Origin of the sequence: Streptomyces sp. NPDC050433, from assembly GCF_044458565.1 — a bacterium.
Classification (GTDB): domain Bacteria; phylum Actinomycetota; class Actinomycetes; order Streptomycetales; family Streptomycetaceae; genus Streptomyces.
The window spans coordinates 23,061-40,335 of the sequence record NZ_JBITIB010000013.1 but is presented as its reverse complement, the minus strand read 5'-3'; the positions used below and the strand labels follow the sequence as shown (position 1 = coordinate 40,335).

The window sequence follows — 17,275 nt, the reverse complement described above, 5'->3', positions numbered from 1 at the left end:
CCTCACTTCGGTGGTAGTTGGGCGGTGATCGAGCGGTCGAGTTCGTCCATGGTCCGCCGGAAGGCGTGGTCGAGGTCGACGCCGTACCGGTGGGCGAGGATCAGGACGGACCAGAGGCAGTCGGCCAACTCGTGCTCAAGGGCCCCGCGTCCGCCACCGGGCCGGGCGCCTTCCTCGGCCATGACGAGCTTCGCGAGGTCTCCTACGTCTCCGACGAAGCCGAGCATGAACTCCTCGCGGGTCCACACCCGGCCGCGGGTGTGCTGGTTCAACTCGTCGTAGAGGTCGTGGATCCGCAGGGCGCGTGCCTGCAACTCGTGTAGTTCCACCGGCTTTTACGGCTCCGTCAGGTGCGTCGGACATCTGATGAACCACCGGGCGGCTCGGCCGCCGCCCGGTGGACCGATCAGACTGAGGCAAGGAAGCCGGCCCAGGCGGCGGGGTTGAGGACGAGGACCGGGCCGCTGGGGATCGTCTTGCTGTCGCGGACGAGGATGATGCCGGGGTGGTTGTCGGCCACCTCGACGCAGTTGCCGCCGTCTGGGTTGCTGTAGCTGGACTTGCGCCAGTGTGTGGTGCTCAGGTTCGGGCTAGCCATGGGTGTGGGTGGCGGCAAAGGCGACGAAGTCGCCCCAGGCGGCGGGGTTGAGGAGCAGCACCGGGCCGGTGGGGGTCTTGCTGTCGCGGACGGGGATGACGCCGGGGCAGCCGTCGGCGACCTCGATGCACTGGCCGCCGTCGCCGTTGCTGTAGCTGGACGTACGCCACTGTGCGGTGCTCAGGTCGGGTCGGGGGCGCATGGTTTGTTCTCCTCCAGCAGTCGCTCGATGAACGCCACGGTGTCCTGTGGCGACAGGGCCAGGTCCCTCAGTAGATCGTAGGACAGGCGCAGTTTCTCGACGTCTGACGGATCTTCGATCAACTTCCCCGAGTGAGCGTCTTCCGTGTATGCGACCGCCCCGCCGTCAGGAAGCCAGAGGATGGTGGCCGAGGTGCCCAACAAGGCGTGTGGCCCCGCATCAAAAGGCAACACCTGAAGGGTGACGTTTGGCAACTGGCTTGCTTCAAGCAGGTGTTCCAGTTGGCGCGTCCACTCCTTGGGGTCGCGGGTGTTGCGCCGCAGTACGGATTCGTCCAAAACCGCGCGGAAGTGCGGCGCGTTTTCGCGTCGTAGCAGCTCTTGCCGTCCCAACCGTGCCGCGATCTCTTCGGAGAGTTCGTTCTCGTCGCGTGGTCGCGTTGCTTGAAACACTTCGCGGGCGTAGCCCTCCGTCTGGAGAAGACCATGAATCGCGCCCACTGAGTACGCGTACTGAACCGTCGCCTTCGCCTCCAACTCCATGAACCGCTTGTACTTGTCGGCGAACGCGTCCTCCCGCGCCAGCACCCACAGCATCGACAGATGCTCACCCGCCCCGTACACCGCTTGCAGCGCCGCAATCACCTCCGGGGACCCCACCCGCGCCCCCGTCTCCAGCTTGTGCAGATACGCACGGTCATACGTCGTCTCCTCGCCCAGCTCGGCCAAGGACTTCCCCGACTCCTCCCGCAGCCGCGCCAGTTCCTTCGCGAGCATCTGCCGGGCCGACGGCTTCTGACCTGCGTTCGACTTCCGTGCCCCCATGACAACTCCCCTGTGTCCAAAGCCAACCGGGCTATGGCCAAGCCCTTTTGGACACGGCCCCGTCTGCCGATTCTTGATGCACGGAACGTAATTGCGCAATGACGGAAAGGCGCATCTCTCTCATGTTCGAATCAGAGACTCGAACACCACCCCGTGCCACCGCCGATGTGGCCGAGCTGGAAGCCGTCGTACACGCCGGCGGTTTCTGGCGGCTCGTGCCCGAGGCCGTCCCCCGTGTGTACGCACCGGTGACACCTGAGCTGCTGCTGCGCGTTGAGCAAGGACTGAAGCGGGTGGCGGGATGAGCGGCAGCGAAGCGCGGCGGATTCTGTCCCGGTTGATGAGTACATTCGGTACGGATGGGGTGCTGGTGGTGCGGAAACTCGACAGCGACGACGGCAACGCCGACATGGAGCAGATCCTCGGACCGGGCGCCGCGCTCGCCTGGCCCAAGTGCCAGTGCGGCAACACGAAGTGCCCGGACTACGAACCGCCCGCACCGCCCCCGACGGGGCTGAGCGCACGCCTGGCGGAGCGCAACCAGTACAGCTGGCGGCGCGGGCTGTTGTGAGGAGTGGGACCGATACCCTCCGCCACCGAACATCACCCGCCAACACCGCCTCCGCCGCCGGGCTCACCTCCCACGATCTGAGGGATCCGGCGCCGAGCCGACGCGCGTAGTGTGACCGCGATGCACACAGAGCCTGGTGAGACACCGTTCCGCGCGGAGGCGCCGCCGCGCGAGCGCGCACTCATGCCACTGCGCATCCCGTCCGGCTGGGCGGTCGTGTTCAACATCTTCGTGGAGTTCCCGGACGACGATCCGCCGACCCCGGCCGAGGTCTCGGCCTACTTGTCGGAAGACATTCTCCTGGTCCAGCCGGTCAGCTACACCGGGAGCGGGTGGGCGGTCGACACCGATCCGTCCCGCTGGTTCATCGACCTGGGTTGGTACTCCTCGGGAGACCCCGACGGCACCTACCGACTGTGCCTTGTCCGGGACGGTTGGAACGAGGTACCGGTCCGGTTCGAGCACCGTGACTGCCACGCCGTGCAGAAAGCCTTCAACACCCTGACGGCCATGCTGGCCGAAGGGAGCGGCACGGAACTGATCGCACGCGTGCTGGACGACCCACGGTTCCTGGACGAAGGAAGCAGATGAACGACGTCAGCGGATTCAAGGACATTCCCCCGACCACCCTCGCCGACCTTCTGGGTCGCGAACAGGTCATGGATATCGGCATTCGCCCGCTCTGGCCCTCGATGCCGCGCATCGCCGGACCGGCATTCACCGTGCGCTGCCCGGCCGGTGACAACCTCATGCTGCACGCGGCGATCTACCGGGCGGAGCCCGGCTCGGTCGTCGTCGTACAGGCGGGCGATGTGGATTACGCGCTCGCGGGAGGGAACGTCTGCGCCGTCGCGCAGCGGCGCGGGATCGCGGGGTTCGTCATCGACGGCGTCATCCGCGACCTGGCCGAGGTACGGGAGATGGGTTTCCCGGTCTTCGCGCGGGGCGTCATCCCCATCCCCGGCACCAAGGCGGCGGTCGAGCCGCTGAACCGTGAAGTGCGGTGCGGCGGGGTGACGGTGCACGCGGGCGACATCGTGGTGGCCGACGAGGAGGGCATTGTGGTGACGCCGCACGCCCGCCGGGAGCAGGTGCTTTCCGGCGCGCGGGCGAAGTTGGCCAAGGAGGCGGCGGAGACGCTGGACGAGTGGGAGACGGCGCACCGCGCCCGTATCGACAAGATCCTTTCCGAGAGCGACTTCTAGCAGGGGAGTGTCGTTAAGTCGACACACCCGGCCAAGGAGCCGCTGTCCGAGAACTGGCTGCGCCAGGTCGTCCGCCCGGGAATCAGCGAGGAGTACGGACTCTCCGAGCGCACCGGCGACAAACAACACCCTCTCAGTAAGAGTCCCGGTGAGACATGTGTCCCAATGGGACATCATGGGCGTATGCTCGTAACCATGAAGGCGACGGAGCCAGTCCACCCGACCCAGAACCGGCGGCAGCGCAAGGCGCAGCAGACGCGGAACGCGCTGGCCTGCGCCGCTGTGGAGCTGATCCTGGAGCGCGGGCTGGCGGCCGCGACCGTCGAGGAGATCGCGGAGCGGGCCGACGTCACCCGCCGCACCTTCAGCCGGCACTTCACCGGCAAGGAGGACGCGGCCCTGGACTTCGTTCGGGGTGACGGCGACCGCATCAACGCGCTGCTGCGCGCCCGGTCGGCCGCAGAGTCGCCGCTGCTCGCCTACCGGCGGGCGGTGCGCGCGTGGCTCGCCGACCAGGAGAACCCGGCCCACCATCTTCGGCCCCAAATGCGGCGGCTGCTGACCCTGGTGGACGCCGAGCCCGCCTTGTTCGCCGCCTACGAACGCATCCGGGTCGACGCCCAGGAGGAGTCGATCCGCATCATCGCCGAACGCCTCGGCACGGACGACGTACGGGACATGCGCCCGGCCGTCGTCGTGGACGCCGCCGCAGGAGTCCTCACCGCCGCGCTGCGCGTCTGGGCGCGCGGCGGTGAGCCCCACGACTCGGGAGCCGCAGACCTGGCCGCCCTGGTGGAGCGGGCCTACGACGCCCTGATCTCGGAGGCCGCCGCGGCCGCCGAACCATCTTCCGAAGAGTGAGAACAGCACATGAACACCAGCTACAGCAGTGAGTTCGCCAGCCGTACCGCCCTGGTCACCGGCGCCGCCTCCGGCATCGGCCTGGCCACCGCCCGCCGCCTCGGGGCCGGCGGCGCGAACGTCGTCATCGCCGACTACAACGCCGAGGGCGCGGCGCAGGCCGCCGAGGACCTCAAGGCCGAGGGCATAAAGGCCGCCGCCGTGAAGCTCGACGTGACCGATTCCGAGTCCGTGGCCGCCGCCGTCGCCTTTGCCGTGGACACCTTCGGCTCCCTGCAACTCGCCGTGAACAACGCCGGCATCGGCGGACCGAGCGCCCCGACCGGCGAGTACGACCTCGACGCCTACAACCGGGTCATCCGCACCAACCTGGACGGAGTCTTCTACTCCCTTCGCCACGAGCTCCCCGCCATCGACGCGGCCGGCCAGGGCGGCGCGATCGTCAACGTGGCCTCCATCCTCGGATCGGTCGGCTTCGCCGGCTCCTCCGCCTACGTCGCCGCCAAGCACGGCGTGGTCGGCCTGACCAAGACCGCCGCCGCCGAGTACGCCGCGAAGAACATCCGCGTCAACGCCGTCGGCCCCGGCTTCATCGAGACCCCGCTGCTGAAGGACATGGACCAGGAGGCGTACGACGGCCTGGTCGGCCTGCACCCGATCGCCCGCCTCGGCCGCCCCGAGGAGGTCGCCGAGCTGATCGTCTTCCTGCTCTCCGACCGCGCCTCCTTCGTGGCCGGCGGCTACCACCTGGTCGACGGCGCCTACACCGCCGTCTGAGCCGCGGCGCAGAAAGGATTTCGCATCATGAAGGCACTTCAGTACCGCACGATCGGAGCCGCCCCCGAGGTGGTCACGGTCCCCGACCCCGAGCCCGGCCCCGGCCAGGTCCTGTTGAAGGTCACAGCCGCCGGCGTCTGCCACTCCGACATCGCGGTGATGAGCTGGTCCGCCGAGAACTTCCCCTACGAGCTTCCGCTCACCCTCGGCCACGAGGGCGTCGGCACGGTCGCCGCGCTGGGCGCGGGCGTCAGCGGTGTACGCGAGGGCGACGCGGTCGCGGTGTACGGGCCCTGGGGCTGCGGCACTTGCGCCAAGTGCGCGGAGGGCAAGGAGAATTACTGCCTGCGGGCGGACGCCCTCGGCATCCGGCCGCCGGGGCTCGGCTCGCCGGGCGCCATCGCCGAGTACCTGCTCGTCGACGACCCGCGCCACCTCGTACCCCTCGACGGTCTGGACCCGGTCGCCGCCGCCCCGCTGACCGACGCGGGCCTCACTCCGTACCACGCGGTCAAGCGGTCGCTGCCGAAGCTCGTCCCCGGCTCGACGGCCGTGGTCATCGGCACCGGCGGCCTCGGGCACGTGGCCATCCAGCTGCTGCGCGCACTCACGCCGGCCCGGGTGATCGCCCTCGACGTCAGCGAGGACAAGCTGCGGCTGGCGAAGGAGGTCGGCGCCCACGAGACGGTGCTCTCCGACGCGGGAGCGACCGCCGCCGTACGCACCCTGACCGGTGGGCTCGGCGCCGAGGCCGTCTTCGACTTCGTCGGCGCCGAGCCCACCGTGCGGACCGCGGGTGCCGTAGCCGCCGTGGAGGCCGACGTCACCATCGTCGGCATCGGCGGCGCCGCCCTGCCCGTCGGCTTCGGGTCCCTGCCCTTCGACGTGTCGGTCGCGGCGCCCTACTGGGGCAGCCGGAGCGAACTCATCGAGGTGCTGAACCTGGCCCGCTCGGGCGCGGTGTCCGTACACACCGAGACCTACTTCCTCGACGAGTCCCCACTCGCCTACGAGCACCTGCACGCCGGGAAGGTCGACGGCCGAGCGGTCATCCTTCCCAACCGCTGAGCCACGTACGGCGGTTCACAGCCGCCGGCGCTCCGCCGGCCCCGGTTGCGCCGGGCCGGCCGCCCGTGCCGATCACCCACCGATGCACCACGACCGTGGGGTCCACCGCCCGGAACGTCAGGCGGTGGACCCCCGTGCGTTTGGTCGTGTGCCTCGTCGCCGAGAGTTCACGTGGTCCAGGCTGTCCGGGTGGCAGAACGAGTACGCGTCCGCGAGGTCGATGACGATGAGGGCCGACGGCTGCTGACCCTCCGGCTCAGGGGGCGCAACACGGCGGCCGGGGCGGCGGGGGGTGCGCCTCGATCGGGTTCCCCCGCGAGGCGATCGAGATTCACGGATTGCGCCTCGAAGGAGTGCGGCGCGGGGGCTGGGGCGGATGGGTGAGGCGTCTTTCTAGTGCGGCGGCGGCGTTGCGCAGGGTGTCGAGGCGGTCCTCGGGCCCGTTCGGGAAGAGTTCCTCGGCGCCGCCCAGGCTGAGGCTTCCGTAGGGCTCGCGGCCGACGAAGACCGGCACCGCGACCGTGGCGATTCCGGTGTCGTACTCGCCCACCGTCCACGCGTACCCCTGCGCCCGCACCCGCAGGAATTCCCGCTCAAGGAGATCGGGATCGGTGACCGTGCGCTCCGTGAAGCGGGCCATCGGGCGGTCGCGGAACAGGCGGTGGCGCTGTTCGTCGGGCAGGAAGGCGTAGTACGACTTGCTGGTGGCGCCCGCGTGTGCCGGGTACAGCTCGCCGACCAGCGGGTAGTAGCGGAGCGGCCCGGACTTGCCCTCGGCCCCCGCCACGCAGCGCATGTGGAAGCTGTCCGGCAGGCAGAACAGGACCGTGTCCCCGGTGGTGCGCCCCAGCTCCTCCAGGATCGGGCCGGCCAGCAGCTCCAGTGAGCCCGAGCGCTCCCACAGCCGGCCGAGGCGGAGTGCCGCCGGGCCGATGCGGTAGCGGCGGGTGGCCGTGTCCGACACGAGGAACCCGCGCCCGGCGAGTGTCGACAGCAGCCGCTGGGCCACCGACGTGTCCCAGCCGAACTCCTTGGCGATCTCCGTCACGCCCCAGTCCGGCCGGGTTCGCTCGAAGGCCAGGAGCACGAGCAGAGCCCGGTCGACGGTTTGCAGGGCACCGGCGGGTGTCCGGCGGTGCGGCGGAGTTTCGGACACGGCATCTCACCATCCAGACACGTATTGCAGATAACGGGAAAGAGTTGCCGAGAATGCTAACCCCTCCGACTCTGCTTCTCAGCGCCGGGTGAACGAAGCCCGCCGGCCGCTCGGAAGAGCCGGCGGGGCCCGGGGTGCGCAGAAAGGCCACCCATGTTGAAGTACGTGCTGGACGTCGTGGATCTCCTGGACGATCCGGGCGCCAACGGCAAGCGGGTCGTGGAGTACCTCGACTCGGTCGCGGGGCCCGACGGCTCGGGCGCCCGGGTCACGACCGTCGTCGGTGACAGGGGCACCACGGACTTCGTCAGCATCCACATCGCCGGACGGACGGGACGCACCGTCGGAGGAGCGTCCCGCACGCTTGGCGTGATCGGGAGGCTCGGCGGGGTCGGAGCCCGGCCCGACGCGACGGGCCTGGTCTCCGACGCGGACGGCGCCGCCGCGGCCCTCGCCGCCGCGGCCAAGCTCCTCGACATGCGGTGCCGTGGCGATCACCTCGACGGAGACGTGATCCTTGCCACCCACATCTGCCCGGACGCCCCCACCGAACCACACGACCCGGTGCCGTTCATGGGCTCGCCGGTCGACATGGCCACCATGAACCGGCACGAGGTGACCGGGGAGATGGAGGCCGTTCTGTCCATCGACACCACCAAGGGCAACCGCATCATCAACCACAAGGGCCTGGCCCTGTCACCCACCGTCAAGGAAGGGTGGGTGCTCCGGGTCAGGGAACAGCTGGGCGAGCTGCTCGCCGTCGTCACCGGTGAGCCGTTGGTCACTTATCCGGTGACGAACCAGGACATCACGCCCTACGGTAACGGTGTCCACCACATCAACTCGATCCTTCAGCCTGCCACCGCGACCGCTGCCCCGGTCGTCGGTCTCGCGGTCACCTCGGCCGCCGCGGTGCCCGGCTGCCAGACGGGCGCCAGCCACGAGGTGGACATCGCCTCGGCCGCCCGCTACGCCGTCGAGGTCGCCAAGGCCTACGGCGGCGGCCTCCTGGACTTCCACGACGAGGTGGAGTTCGCAGATCTCGTCAGCCGTTACGGGTCGCTGTCCCACCTGCAGACCCTCGGCCGTCCCTCAGGGGAGTCCTCATGACCACCACCGCCACACCCGCGAAGCAGTTGGGCAGCGACGACTACTCGCTCTCCCGCGTGCCGCGCGACAAGCGCCTCGGCTTCTGGACGATGCTGCTCCAGTGGCTCGCTCAGTCCGGCTCCATCTCCCAGTTCACCCTCGGCGCCACGATCGGCGTCGGCATGACCTTCGGTGACGCCTTCCTCGCCTTCACGCTCGGCGCCGTCATCCTCGAAGTCGTGATCTTCGCGATCGGGCTCGCCGGCATGCGAGAGGGGCTGGCCACCCCGCTGCTCACCCGCTGGACCGGCTTCGGCCGCAACGGTTCGGCGCTCGTCAGCTTTGTGATCGCGCTCAGCCTCGTCGGCTGGTTCGGCGTCCAGAACACCATCTTCGGCACCAGCGTCTCCGCGATCGTCGGCGGCCCGTCCTGGATGTGGTGCGTGCTCGCGGGCATCGCCATCACCGCCCTCGTCATCTTCGGCTTCCGCTGGATGGCGCTCTTCGCGAAGATCGTCACTCCGCTCTTCTTCGGCTTGGTCGCCTGGTCCGTGATCAGCACGCTGTCCGAGCACTCCATCAGCGAGCTGATCAGCTCCCCGCCGCCCGGCGAGCACCTGCCGCTCGCCGTCGCCGCCACGGCCATAGCGGGCGGCTACATGACCGGCGCGATCGTCTCCCCGGAGATGACCCGCTACAACCGCAAGGGCAACCACGTCCTGGTGCAGTCCGCCGCGTCGATGATCCTCTCCGAGTACATCGTCGGCATGACCGGTGTGCTGCTGGGGCACATGGTCAAGAGCAACGAGGTCACGCACATCGTGCTCAGCACCTCCGGCGTGATCGGTGTGGCCATCGTCCTGATGTCCACAGCGAAGATCAACGACTGGAACCTGTACGGCTCCTCACTCGGCGTCGTGAACTTCTTCCAGGTCGTCTTCGGAAAGCGCCTGCACCGTGGTGCGGTCACCGTGGCCCTCGGCCTCGCGGGCACCCTGCTCTCCGCGGTCGGCATCATGACCCACTTCACCGAGTTCCTGTCCGTGCTCGGCGTCGCCATCCCGCCGATCGGCGGGATCATCGTGGCCGAGTACTGGGTCGTACGCCGCATGCGCAGGCCGCTGGACGACACCCGCGCGGCCGGGACACTGCCGGCGGCCTCACCGACCTGGGTGCCGCTGTCGCTGGTGATCTGGGTGGCCGCGTTCTGTGTCGGCAAGTACGTCACCGTCGGCATCCCGGCGCTCAACTCCCTCGCCACGGCGTTCGTGCTCTACTCCGTGCTGGGCCTGATGGGGCTCGTCCGGTCGTACGGCACATCGACCTTGCAGGACGAGACAACGACCGTCCCGGCGCCGGCCCCGGCAGGTGTCAGATGACCTCCTCTGCCTCCGAAGAGGCGCAGAGGGAGGTCGTCGAACTGTGCGCCGAGCTGATCCGCTTCGACACGTCCAACCCGACGAGCGACGAACGCGCCTGCGCCGACTGGGTGGTGGCGCGGCTCGCGGAGGCCGGCATCGACTCCGTGCTCGTGGAGTCGGCCCCGGGACGCGCGAACGTGATCGCGCGCATCCCCGGCGCGGACCCCGCCCGCGGCGCCCTTCTGGTCCACGGCCACCTCGACGTCGTACCGGCCGACGCGTCGGAGTGGCAGGTGCCACCGTTCTCCGGAGAAATCCACGACGGCTACCTGTGGGGCCGCGGTGCGATCGACATGAAGGACACGGTGGCCGTGATGCTGGCCACGGCCCGCCACTTCGCCCGCACCGGCACCCGCCCTTCCCGCGACCTGGTCCTGGCCTTCCTCGCCGACGAGGAGGCGGGCGGGACCTACGGCGCGCACTGGCTGGTGGAACACCGGCCTGAGCTGTTCGACGGGGTCACCGAGGCGATCGGGGAGGGCGGGGGATTCTCCTTCGCCCTCGACGACGCCCACCGCCTGTACCCGATCGAGAACGCCCAACGCGGCATGGCCTGGCTGGAGTTGACCGCGACGGGCCGGGCCGGACACGGCTCCTCACCCAACGACGAGAACGCTGTCACGGACCTCGCCGAAACCCTGACCCGCATCGGACGGCACACCTTCCCGATCCGCCTGATCGAACCGGTCCGGGCACTCCTCGTCGAGGCGGCCCGCATCCAGGGCATCGCCTTCGACGAGGAGAACCTGGAGGCGACGCTGGCCGAGTTGGGCCCGGTGACCGAATTCGTCCAGGTGGTGCTCCGCAACTCGGCGAACCCGACCATGCTGTCCGGCGGCTACCAGACCAACGTGATACCCGGAAAGGCCACGGCCCGCGTGGACGGGCGCTTCCTGCCGGGGCACGAGCAAGAACTCCTCGACAGCCTCGACGAGTTGTTGCTCCCCTCGGTCACCCGCACTTTCGTCCACCAGGGTGCGGCACTGGAGACATCCTTCGACGGCCCACTCGTCGACGCCATGTGCGCGGCGGTACGGGCCGAGGACCCCGACGGCCACCCGGTCCCCTACTGCAATCCGGGCGGCACCGACGCCAAGGCCTTCACCCGCCTCGGCATCCGCTGCTTCGGCTTCAAGGGCCTCAAACTGCCACACGACCTCGACTACGGCCGCCTTTTTCACGGCGTCGACGAACGCGTCCCGCTGGACGGACTGCGATTCGGGGTGCGGGTGATGTCCCGGTTGTGGCAGACGTGCTGACGGGCGGTGAGTTGCTTCAAGGACGCAGGCAGGTCGGTCAGCCGGTTACCACGGAGCACCAGGCTTTTGAGTGCGGTGAGGTTGCCCAGCGAGGCGGGCAACTCGGTCAGCTGGTTGCCGTTGATGTCGAAATGGGCGAGGGCGGACAGGTTGCCCAGCGATTCAGGCACCACCGTGAGCCGGTTGCCGCCGAGGTTGAGTCCGGTGAGGGCGGTGAGATCACCCACCCAAGCGGGCAGCTCGGCAAGGTCATTGCGGTCGAGGTTCAGCCAAGTGAGGGCAGTGAGGCCGCCCAGAGCTGTGGGCAACCGGCTGAGCCGGTTGCTGCCCAGGAGAAGATGGGTGAGGGCACCGAGGCCGCCCAACGATTCGGGCAGCTGGGCAAGATGATTGAAGTCCAGGTTGAGTTCGGTGAGGGCGGTGAGGTTGCCCAGTGACTCCGGCAACTCGCTGAGCTGATTACCGCTGAGGTTGAGGGCGGTGAGGGCGGTGAGGTTGCCCAGCGAGGCGGGCAGCTCGGTCAGCTGATTACCGCTGAGGTTGAGTTCGGTGAGGGCGCTGAGATCACCGACCCATGCGGGTAGCTCGGTGAGCTGGTTGCCCTCTAGGTTCAGTTCGGTGAGCTCCGAGAGATCAGCCATCCATCCCGGCAGCTGAACGAGGTGATTACCGCTGAGGTTGAGTTCAGTGAGGCTGGTGAGATTGCGCATCGACACCGGCAACTCGGTGAGCTGAAGATCAACCAGGTCGAGACGCGTGAGCCCGGTGAGATTTCCCAGGAAGTCGGGCAGCTCGAAGAAGTTGCCACTGAGGTCGAGTTCCGTGAGCGCCGTGAGCTCGCCCAGCGAAGAAGGTATGACGTTCAAGTCGAGGAAGCCGAGGTCCAATGATGCGGCGCCGCCGAGAAGTGCCTCGCTTATACGTTCCTCGGCCTCCTCCAGCGCATCTGTCTCTGCCATCTCCTCCAGCTCATCCTCAAGCAGTTCGTCATAGTCAGACATGGTGATCCTCAGGAAGCAGCCCACGGGACAGTGAAGATCTGATTCTGGCACTCAACCCCGCGGTCCGGCCGCGCGTGGCATCGGGGCCGGTGTCACGGCGGTGAGGGGGGCTCCGTCCTCGTTTTCGGCGTTCTGCCCTCGGGCTCTGACGAACTTGGCGAGTCCGTTGAGAATGCCGCCGATCAGTACGCCGGAGGGTGGCCCGGTCGGACCTGTTGGACTGACAGGCCCGACCGGGCCCCTTTCAGGTCTGGTCAGTGCGAGAAGCTGACCTTGGCCACGAGGGCGGCCGGTGAGGTGGACATGACCCGGATCTTCGGAGTGGCGGCGCTGTTGCCCCAGGGCACGCTGATGCGGGTGGTGGTCGAGCCGGTGCCGCCCGAGATGCCACCGGCCTTGTACCAAGTTCCCTTGCCCTCGGGGGAGATGCCGAAGACCTCGACCACTGCGCGCTGCTGGCCGGCGTTCTTGTCGCCCCACAGCTCGTAGGTGAGCGTCTTGGTGGTCTTGCTGCCGATGAAGGCGCACTCGGACTGCCCGGTGATCCACTTGCCGGGAAGGCCGATGGCGGAGCCCTGGCACTTGCTCGCGGTGGCCGTGCTGTTCTGCTGCTGGCCGGAGGCCGCGCTGGAAATGGCGTAGCCGGACTTGGTCTCGGCCTTGGCCTCGGTGGTGGTGCTGAACAGGCCGCCGGCAGCGGCACCCGCGGAGCCCCCGGCGAGGAGGCAGGCGGCGAGGGCGGCGATAGCCAGCGGACGGACCTTGTTGGTTTCGGCATTGCGGATACGCATGTTGGTGCTCCTTGTGTACGTGATGGGTTTGGGTCGCGCCGGATGGCGGGCGCTGTCTACCGTTCGGTCTGGACGGGTGTCACCAGCGGGAGTGGAAGTACAGGGCGTTGAAGGCGGCGCGTATCGGGGCGACTGCCTCGTCGTTGTCCCGCCAGTTGGAGCCCGCGTCATTGGAGTGCTCCATCGGGTACGTGCCTTCGGTCAGCTCGCGGAGCCCGCCGTGGTCGATGCCGGCCGTCAAGCCGTAGAGCACGAGGTGGCGGATGCCGATGTCGCTCGGGGTTGAGCTGCCCGGCAGGACCGCGGTGTCTGTTCTGGATCCGATCGCCGTCCAGTCGGTGCCGCCCTCTGCCTGCGCCGCGTCGGTCTTGTTCAACCAGCCCATGAATTCGGAGGTCGCAGTCATGTCCCTGCACTGCTGGTTGTTGTGCCCGACGAAGCAGAGCTCCGAGGCAATTGCTCCTTGGTGGGGGCCGCCGAGAGTGACGGCGTCCTCGACGTACACGTAGGGCGGCCAGTCCTTCTCACCGCGCTCGGTGCCCGCGAGCGCCGCCCTGATGATCACGCTGCCCATGGAGTGGCCGACCACGTCGACGCTGCGGCCCCATTGGGAGTGGTTGAGGTGGATGTTCCAGGCGAGTCGGCGGCCCAGCTCCTTGATGCCCAGATCGCGGGTGCCGTCCTTCTTGGCCAGGTTGATGTCGCATTTGTAGTCTTCGGTGTAGAAGCCGACCCGGACGAAGTTCTTCTTGCTCTTCGCCCAGCCCCACTTCTTCATGGCCTTGATCGGCTTGTCCCAGCGGTAGCCACAACTGACGCCGGGGACCTCGTCCTTGGTGTCGTCGTAGCCCTTGACCATGTACACGGTCTCGGTGCCGCCGTCATTTCTCGGCGGCGGAGTCGGCCCCGGATCGGCGGCACTCTTCTGCTGCTGGGCCGCCAAGTTGGCGATCGTGTCGGCGGGCTCGTCGACGGTGAAGAGGTCGGTGGTGCCGGCGGTGATGCCTCCGGCCAGTAACCCGGCGGCGACGGTGGCCACCGCCAGTCCGCGGGTTCGTTTTCTGCGCATGCTGATGCTCCTTGAGTAAGGACTGGGTGGAAGGTGCCGGGCTGCTTCGTACGAAGCGCGGGGCGTGCCCCGTAACTGCCGCTGGAGGGCGCCTTGTTCAGGCGGCGGCCGAGCGGTGCGGGGCGATGAGAGAAGCTTTGCCGCCGGGTTCGGGGTGGGGCAATGGATCGCGGCGTCCTGGACTGTCCGGGTGCGTCCGTGCTGGTCAGAGGTGGTGGGCGGGGGTGGTCGGACGGTCCGGCGGGGCGGGTTGAGGATGCCTGGACGGTCCCGGACTGTCCGGGACGCCTGAGGATCTGGCGGGACACCACGACGGCGATACAGCCTCGTCTCGGAGCTGCGGAGGTCGCAGCCCGAGAGGGAGGTTGTGATGGCCCAGCAGACGCTGCTCAGGCCCTCGCCGCGCACGGCGCAGGCGCAGGCACGGGTTCACGCACGGGTTCAGGCGAAGAAGCCGGTGTCGCACCGCAAGCCGCAGAGCACGGGGCGAACCGAGCGCAGGGACCGGCTGTGGTCGGCGGCCCTGCTGGTGGTGATGTTCGTGCTCTCCCTGGTGTGCGGGGTGCTGCTGGCGGTGCACGGCCCGTCCTCGGACTCGTCGTCCACGGAGGTCCGGCCGACACCGACACCCGCTCCCGCGCCGCCGACACCGCACGGGCCGGAAATGCCCAAGCCCGTGTGGGAGACGCCGAAGAAGCCGGCCGGTCCGGACGGGTCCGGCACCGCGGACGTCGAGAAGGTCGCCCTGCGCACCGGTGACACGCTCTACGCCCTGGCCGGTGCTCACGGCACGACCGTCAAGGCGCTCCAGGAGCTGAACGATCTGGGCACCTCGACGCTCATCTACGCCGGGGAGACGTTGCGCGTCCCTGCCGAACCGGACTCCGCGCGGTCGCAGATGGGGTCTGTCGGGGTGGATCGGCTGGAGATGGATCCGCAGGAGATGGACCGGCAGGAGAGCGACCCGGCCGAGACGGATCCGCCGAAGAACGACCCTCCGAAGAACGACCCTCCGAAGAAGAAGACGCCGAAGCCGGACAAGCCCAAGAAGGAGGCGACGGCGTCGGGGGCGAAGGCGGTCGTCGCGTTCGCGCGGGACCAGCTCGGTAAGCCGTACGTCTGGGGTGGCACCGGCCCGAACGGTTTCGACTGCTCCGGTCTGGTGATGCGGGCCTGGGAGAAGGCCGGGGTCGAACTCCCGCGTACCACCTGGGACCAGGTGAACGCCGGCAAGTCCACGACCCGAGGCAAGCTGGTTCCGGGTGACCTGATCATCAGCAACAAGGGCGGGCACGTGAGCATCTACATCGGGGACGGAAAGGTCATCCACGCCCCCGGCCGCGGCAAGCAAGTCACCACCGCGCCGCTCCCCGACCGCTCGGACGTCGTCAGCTACCGCCACATCACCCGGTGACCGAAACGGGAGCCGCCTGCGCCTGTCGGATTCCCTCCCAATTCCCTTTCGCATTAGTGTCCTTCGGACACGGGGGCGACAGGGGGAAACAGGTGGGGACAGGGACAGGGACGGGGCCCGATCCGAAGGCCGCGCGTACACCGGCGGAATTCGTCCGGTCAATGCGCCAGTTGCGCAGCTGGGCCGATCTCAGCTACCGGCAGTTGGAACGCAGAGCGAGCGACGCGGGTGACGCACTGCCGCGCGCCACGGTTTCCGGCGCGCTGGCTCGGGAGGACCTCCCCCGCGAGGAGCTTCTGACCGCCTTCGTCCGGGCGTGTGGGGTCGACGCCGAGACGGTCGATACGTGGCTGGAAGCCCGCCGGCGACTGGCGATGGCCGTGGTCATGGAGGAGTCCGCAGCCCCGGACTGGGGCAGCGGAGAGCCAAGACCGGACCCGGATCCGGTACTGGATCCCAAGCCGGATGATCCCGGACCGGATCCCGGACCGGATCCCGGACCAGGCCCCGAACCGGACCCCGAGCCCGGCACCGGCACCAGCACGGCACCAGGCACCAGCACGGAACCGGGCACCAGCACCCCCGAACAACCGCCCGCCACCCAGCCGCCGCCGCAGCTGGCGCAGGAAGGCTCCGCCCCAGCGCTGCCGGAGCCGACGAAGCCGGCCCTGCGCCGCGCCAAGCGGGGAGGCCTGGCCGTCACGCTCGCCGCTCTGCTCGTGATCCTGACAGCCACGGCCACATACATGCTCCGGCCGAAGCAGGACACCGCCGAGCCGCAGGACAGCCGAACGAGCGGACCGGCAGTCACGGCCTCCCCTGCGGACACGGCCGGCAACTCCCCGGCCGCCAAGACCTCCAGCGACAGCACCCCCAAGCCCACGAAAGACGAAGCCGCAACCGACCGGACCGGCGATGCCGGGCAACCGCCTCCGGCCGAGAAGACGACACCCTCGAAGGAACCTCAGCCCACGCCGAGTACCTGGACACCGCAACCGCCCCCGTACGAACCACCGCCGACGACCGACACGCCACCCCCCGATGACGGTGGTGGCGGTGGCGATCCCTTCCCGGAGGAGACCTGTTGGGACGTCAGCAACGACTGCGTCTGAGTCCGACCTGTGTCTCATGAACCAGGGTGAGCGGCGACCTCGCGTACGGCCTTCGCGACAGCGGGGGCGTCCTTCTTCAGGATCGCACCGTGGTTGCTGGCGACCTTCATGCCGATTTTGATGTTCGGGTTGCGAACGGTCACCGCTTCGAGGCTGGCGCGTATCCGCTCCTGCTCGTCCCCGCGACTCCCCAAGGACGACCCGGACGCGACCACGTACCGCACCGGAACGGTGATGCTGTCCAGCACGGGCGCCAGCTCGCTCTCGCGCGAGAGCCTGCCCAACTCGATGTTGCTCTCCGCCTGTTCGGCGGGGCTCATCCGCGGGGTCAGGCCCGTCGGACGCAGCAGCGGCGTGAACCAGCCCATCCGCCGGAACAGCTTCCGGATCCGCTGCTCCATGGCCGCGTCGAGCCAGTCGTGCGGGAAGGCGCCGTCGACCAGGACCGTACCCAGGGCCCGCTCCGGATTCCGTTCGGCCCAGTGCGCCGCGACGACCGCCCCGTAGGACCAGCCGACCACGAGCGCCCGGTCCACACCCCTGGCCGCGAGTACGGCGTCGACGTCGCGGACGGCGGCCTCGAAGGAGTAGTCCGCGGAACGCTTCGACTTCTTGCCGCGAGCCCGCTCGTCGTACGTGATGTGCCGCCATCCCGTGCCCAGTTCGGCGATGACCCGTCTCCAGTAGCCCTGGGTGGCGAACTGGCCGTTGAGGTAGACCACGGGGACACCGGGACCGCCGGTGTCGGTGACGGCCAGGGCCGTGTCGTCGACGGGCACCATGCCGGTCCACTGCGAGTCGGTCGAGGAGGGAGTGCTGTTCTTCGTCATGGCGGAACTCCTTTGGATGGTGCGGGG

General features: G+C 68.8%; 22 protein-coding genes. 12 read left to right on the top strand and 10 right to left on the bottom strand.

The features are described 5' to 3' along the window. Nucleotides 1-2 precede the first annotated feature (2 nt). The 4 genes from ACIBLA_RS17700 to ACIBLA_RS17685 all read right to left on the bottom strand — a co-directional run bounded on the left by ACIBLA_RS17700 (nucleotide 3) and on the right by ACIBLA_RS17685 (nucleotide 1,624). The gene (locus ACIBLA_RS17700; RefSeq protein WP_399199086.1) at nucleotides 3-329 is read right to left on the bottom strand and encodes a MazG nucleotide pyrophosphohydrolase domain-containing protein; all 327 of its coding nucleotides are present in this window, start codon (nucleotides 327-329) and stop codon (nucleotides 3-5) included. A gap of 77 nt (nucleotides 330-406) precedes the next feature. Continuing rightward, the gene (locus ACIBLA_RS17695) at nucleotides 407-598 is read right to left on the bottom strand and encodes a DUF397 domain-containing protein (RefSeq protein WP_399199085.1); all 192 of its coding nucleotides are present in this window, start codon (nucleotides 596-598) and stop codon (nucleotides 407-409) included. Beyond that, a complete protein-coding gene (locus ACIBLA_RS17690) occupies nucleotides 591-800 on the bottom strand; it encodes a DUF397 domain-containing protein (protein ID WP_399199084.1) in 210 nt (69 codons plus the stop codon). The genes ACIBLA_RS17695 and ACIBLA_RS17690 overlap by 8 nt, the downstream gene beginning before the upstream one ends. After that, complete coding sequence (locus ACIBLA_RS17685) at nucleotides 779-1,624, bottom strand: helix-turn-helix domain-containing protein (RefSeq protein WP_399199083.1); 846 nt, start codon at nucleotides 1,622-1,624, stop codon at nucleotides 779-781. The genes ACIBLA_RS17690 and ACIBLA_RS17685 overlap by 22 nt, the downstream gene beginning before the upstream one ends. Before the next feature lie 122 nt (nucleotides 1,625-1,746). Here ACIBLA_RS17685 and ACIBLA_RS17680 point away from each other — a divergent pair, with 122 nt between their 5' ends. The 7 genes from ACIBLA_RS17680 to ACIBLA_RS17650 all read left to right on the top strand — a co-directional run bounded on the left by ACIBLA_RS17680 (nucleotide 1,747) and on the right by ACIBLA_RS17650 (nucleotide 6,106). Beyond that, a complete protein-coding gene (locus ACIBLA_RS17680; protein WP_399199082.1) occupies nucleotides 1,747-1,929 on the top strand; it encodes a hypothetical protein in 183 nt (60 codons plus the stop codon). A gap of 35 nt (nucleotides 1,930-1,964) precedes the next feature. After that, nucleotides 1,965-2,195: a hypothetical protein gene (locus tag ACIBLA_RS17675; protein WP_399199081.1), complete on the top strand. Its 231-nt coding sequence runs from the start codon at nucleotides 1,965-1,967 to the stop codon at nucleotides 2,193-2,195. Nucleotides 2,196-2,315: 120 nt separating this feature from the next. Beyond that, nucleotides 2,316-2,786 carry a hypothetical protein gene (locus tag ACIBLA_RS17670; protein WP_399199080.1) on the top strand — a complete coding sequence of 157 codons (471 nt, stop codon included), beginning with the start codon at nucleotides 2,316-2,318 and terminating at the stop codon, nucleotides 2,784-2,786. Further along, entirely contained in the window at nucleotides 2,783-3,400 is a 618-nt protein-coding gene (locus ACIBLA_RS17665) for an RraA family protein (protein WP_363240515.1), read from the top strand. Before ACIBLA_RS17670 ends, ACIBLA_RS17665 begins: the two co-directional genes overlap by 4 nt. 195 nt (nucleotides 3,401-3,595) lie before the next feature. Beyond that, complete coding sequence (locus ACIBLA_RS17660) at nucleotides 3,596-4,261, top strand: helix-turn-helix domain-containing protein (RefSeq protein ID WP_363240514.1); 666 nt, start codon at nucleotides 3,596-3,598, stop codon at nucleotides 4,259-4,261. A 9-nt stretch (nucleotides 4,262-4,270) separates the two neighbouring features. After that, nucleotides 4,271-5,038 (top strand): SDR family NAD(P)-dependent oxidoreductase, encoded by a 768-nt coding sequence (locus ACIBLA_RS17655; RefSeq protein WP_399199079.1) that lies wholly within the window; start codon nucleotides 4,271-4,273, stop codon nucleotides 5,036-5,038. Between the two features lie 27 nt (nucleotides 5,039-5,065). Next, nucleotides 5,066-6,106 (top strand): NAD(P)-dependent alcohol dehydrogenase, encoded by a 1,041-nt coding sequence (locus ACIBLA_RS17650; protein WP_399199078.1) that lies wholly within the window; start codon nucleotides 5,066-5,068, stop codon nucleotides 6,104-6,106. On the opposite strand, the gene ACIBLA_RS17645 is transcribed toward ACIBLA_RS17650, so the two are convergent. After that, complete coding sequence (locus ACIBLA_RS17645; RefSeq protein WP_399199154.1) at nucleotides 6,087-6,227, bottom strand: hypothetical protein; 141 nt, start codon at nucleotides 6,225-6,227, stop codon at nucleotides 6,087-6,089. The two genes, ACIBLA_RS17650 and ACIBLA_RS17645, sit on opposite strands and share 20 nt — an antisense overlap. A 210-nt stretch (nucleotides 6,228-6,437) precedes the next feature. Next, entirely contained in the window at nucleotides 6,438-7,262 is an 825-nt protein-coding gene (locus ACIBLA_RS17640) for an IclR family transcriptional regulator (RefSeq protein WP_399199077.1), read from the bottom strand. A gap of 153 nt (nucleotides 7,263-7,415) precedes the next feature. Between ACIBLA_RS17640 and ACIBLA_RS17635 the strand changes: the two genes are divergently transcribed. From ACIBLA_RS17635 to ACIBLA_RS17625, 3 genes are read left to right on the top strand one after another with little or no spacing between them, the layout of a single operon-like run. After that, nucleotides 7,416-8,372, top strand: coding sequence for a DUF1177 domain-containing protein (locus ACIBLA_RS17635; RefSeq protein WP_363240509.1), 957 nt, complete (start codon nucleotides 7,416-7,418; stop codon nucleotides 8,370-8,372). Next, on the top strand, nucleotides 8,369-9,730 hold the full coding sequence (locus ACIBLA_RS17630; protein WP_399199076.1) for a cytosine permease: 1,362 nt from the start codon (nucleotides 8,369-8,371) through the stop codon (nucleotides 9,728-9,730). Before ACIBLA_RS17635 ends, ACIBLA_RS17630 begins: the two co-directional genes overlap by 4 nt. Beyond that, entirely contained in the window at nucleotides 9,727-11,031 is a 1,305-nt protein-coding gene (locus ACIBLA_RS17625) for a M20/M25/M40 family metallo-hydrolase (RefSeq protein ID WP_399199075.1), read from the top strand. The genes ACIBLA_RS17630 and ACIBLA_RS17625 overlap by 4 nt, the downstream gene beginning before the upstream one ends. On the opposite strand, the gene ACIBLA_RS17620 is transcribed toward ACIBLA_RS17625, so the two are convergent. The 3 genes from ACIBLA_RS17620 to ACIBLA_RS17610 all read right to left on the bottom strand — a co-directional run bounded on the left by ACIBLA_RS17620 (nucleotide 10,950) and on the right by ACIBLA_RS17610 (nucleotide 13,892). Continuing rightward, nucleotides 10,950-12,032, bottom strand: a complete 1,083-nt coding sequence (locus ACIBLA_RS17620; protein WP_399199074.1) for a leucine-rich repeat domain-containing protein — start codon at nucleotides 12,030-12,032, stop codon at nucleotides 10,950-10,952. The genes ACIBLA_RS17625 and ACIBLA_RS17620 overlap by 82 nt on opposite strands. Before the next feature lie 254 nt (nucleotides 12,033-12,286). Next, entirely contained in the window at nucleotides 12,287-12,823 is a 537-nt protein-coding gene (locus tag ACIBLA_RS17615; protein WP_363240505.1) for a hypothetical protein, read from the bottom strand. A 79-nt stretch (nucleotides 12,824-12,902) separates the two neighbouring features. Next, nucleotides 12,903-13,892, bottom strand: coding sequence for an esterase/lipase family protein (locus ACIBLA_RS17610; RefSeq protein ID WP_399199073.1), 990 nt, complete (start codon nucleotides 13,890-13,892; stop codon nucleotides 12,903-12,905). A gap of 370 nt (nucleotides 13,893-14,262) precedes the next feature. Between ACIBLA_RS17610 and ACIBLA_RS17605 the strand changes: the two genes are divergently transcribed. Both ACIBLA_RS17605 and ACIBLA_RS17600 read left to right on the top strand, forming a co-directional pair. Continuing rightward, entirely contained in the window at nucleotides 14,263-15,306 is a 1,044-nt protein-coding gene (locus ACIBLA_RS17605) for an NlpC/P60 family protein (protein WP_399199072.1), read from the top strand. Between the two features lie 161 nt (nucleotides 15,307-15,467). Further along, nucleotides 15,468-16,418, top strand: a complete 951-nt coding sequence (locus ACIBLA_RS17600; RefSeq protein ID WP_399199071.1) for a hypothetical protein — start codon at nucleotides 15,468-15,470, stop codon at nucleotides 16,416-16,418. 14 nt (nucleotides 16,419-16,432) lie between these two features. Here the strand turns inward: ACIBLA_RS17600 and ACIBLA_RS17595 are convergent, their stop codons facing one another. Then, the gene (locus ACIBLA_RS17595; protein ID WP_363240501.1) at nucleotides 16,433-17,248 is read right to left on the bottom strand and encodes an alpha/beta hydrolase; all 816 of its coding nucleotides are present in this window, start codon (nucleotides 17,246-17,248) and stop codon (nucleotides 16,433-16,435) included. Between the last annotated feature and the right edge of the window lie 27 nt (nucleotides 17,249-17,275).

Bases quoted from the DNA above. Each gene is read 5' to 3' on its own strand.
- ACIBLA_RS17695 (WP_399199085.1), bottom strand. From the start codon at position 598: ATGGCTAGCCCGAACCTGAGCACCACACACTGGCGCAAGTCCAGCTAC.
- ACIBLA_RS17690 (WP_399199084.1), bottom strand. From the start codon at position 800: ATGCGCCCCCGACCCGACCTGAGCACCGCACAGTGGCGTACGTCCAGC.
- ACIBLA_RS17685 (WP_399199083.1), bottom strand. From the start codon at position 1,624: ATGGGGGCACGGAAGTCGAACGCAGGTCAGAAGCCGTCGGCCCGGCAG.
- ACIBLA_RS17680 (WP_399199082.1), top strand. From the start codon at position 1,747: ATGTTCGAATCAGAGACTCGAACACCACCCCGTGCCACCGCCGATGTG.
- ACIBLA_RS17675 (WP_399199081.1), top strand. From the start codon at position 1,965: ATGAGTACATTCGGTACGGATGGGGTGCTGGTGGTGCGGAAACTCGAC.
- ACIBLA_RS17670 (WP_399199080.1), top strand. From the start codon at position 2,316: ATGCACACAGAGCCTGGTGAGACACCGTTCCGCGCGGAGGCGCCGCCG.
- ACIBLA_RS17665 (WP_363240515.1), top strand. From the start codon at position 2,783: ATGAACGACGTCAGCGGATTCAAGGACATTCCCCCGACCACCCTCGCC.
- ACIBLA_RS17660 (WP_363240514.1), top strand. From the start codon at position 3,596: ATGAAGGCGACGGAGCCAGTCCACCCGACCCAGAACCGGCGGCAGCGC.
- ACIBLA_RS17655 (WP_399199079.1), top strand. From the start codon at position 4,271: ATGAACACCAGCTACAGCAGTGAGTTCGCCAGCCGTACCGCCCTGGTC.
- ACIBLA_RS17650 (WP_399199078.1), top strand. From the start codon at position 5,066: ATGAAGGCACTTCAGTACCGCACGATCGGAGCCGCCCCCGAGGTGGTC.
- ACIBLA_RS17635 (WP_363240509.1), top strand. From the start codon at position 7,416: ATGTTGAAGTACGTGCTGGACGTCGTGGATCTCCTGGACGATCCGGGC.
- ACIBLA_RS17630 (WP_399199076.1), top strand. From the start codon at position 8,369: ATGACCACCACCGCCACACCCGCGAAGCAGTTGGGCAGCGACGACTAC.
- ACIBLA_RS17625 (WP_399199075.1), top strand. From the start codon at position 9,727: ATGACCTCCTCTGCCTCCGAAGAGGCGCAGAGGGAGGTCGTCGAACTG.
- ACIBLA_RS17620 (WP_399199074.1), bottom strand. From the start codon at position 12,032: ATGTCTGACTATGACGAACTGCTTGAGGATGAGCTGGAGGAGATGGCA.
- ACIBLA_RS17615 (WP_363240505.1), bottom strand. From the start codon at position 12,823: ATGCGTATCCGCAATGCCGAAACCAACAAGGTCCGTCCGCTGGCTATC.
- ACIBLA_RS17610 (WP_399199073.1), bottom strand. From the start codon at position 13,892: ATGCGCAGAAAACGAACCCGCGGACTGGCGGTGGCCACCGTCGCCGCC.
- ACIBLA_RS17605 (WP_399199072.1), top strand. From the start codon at position 14,263: ATGGCCCAGCAGACGCTGCTCAGGCCCTCGCCGCGCACGGCGCAGGCG.
- ACIBLA_RS17600 (WP_399199071.1), top strand. From the start codon at position 15,468: ATGCGCCAGTTGCGCAGCTGGGCCGATCTCAGCTACCGGCAGTTGGAA.
- ACIBLA_RS17595 (WP_363240501.1), bottom strand. From the start codon at position 17,248: ATGACGAAGAACAGCACTCCCTCCTCGACCGACTCGCAGTGGACCGGC.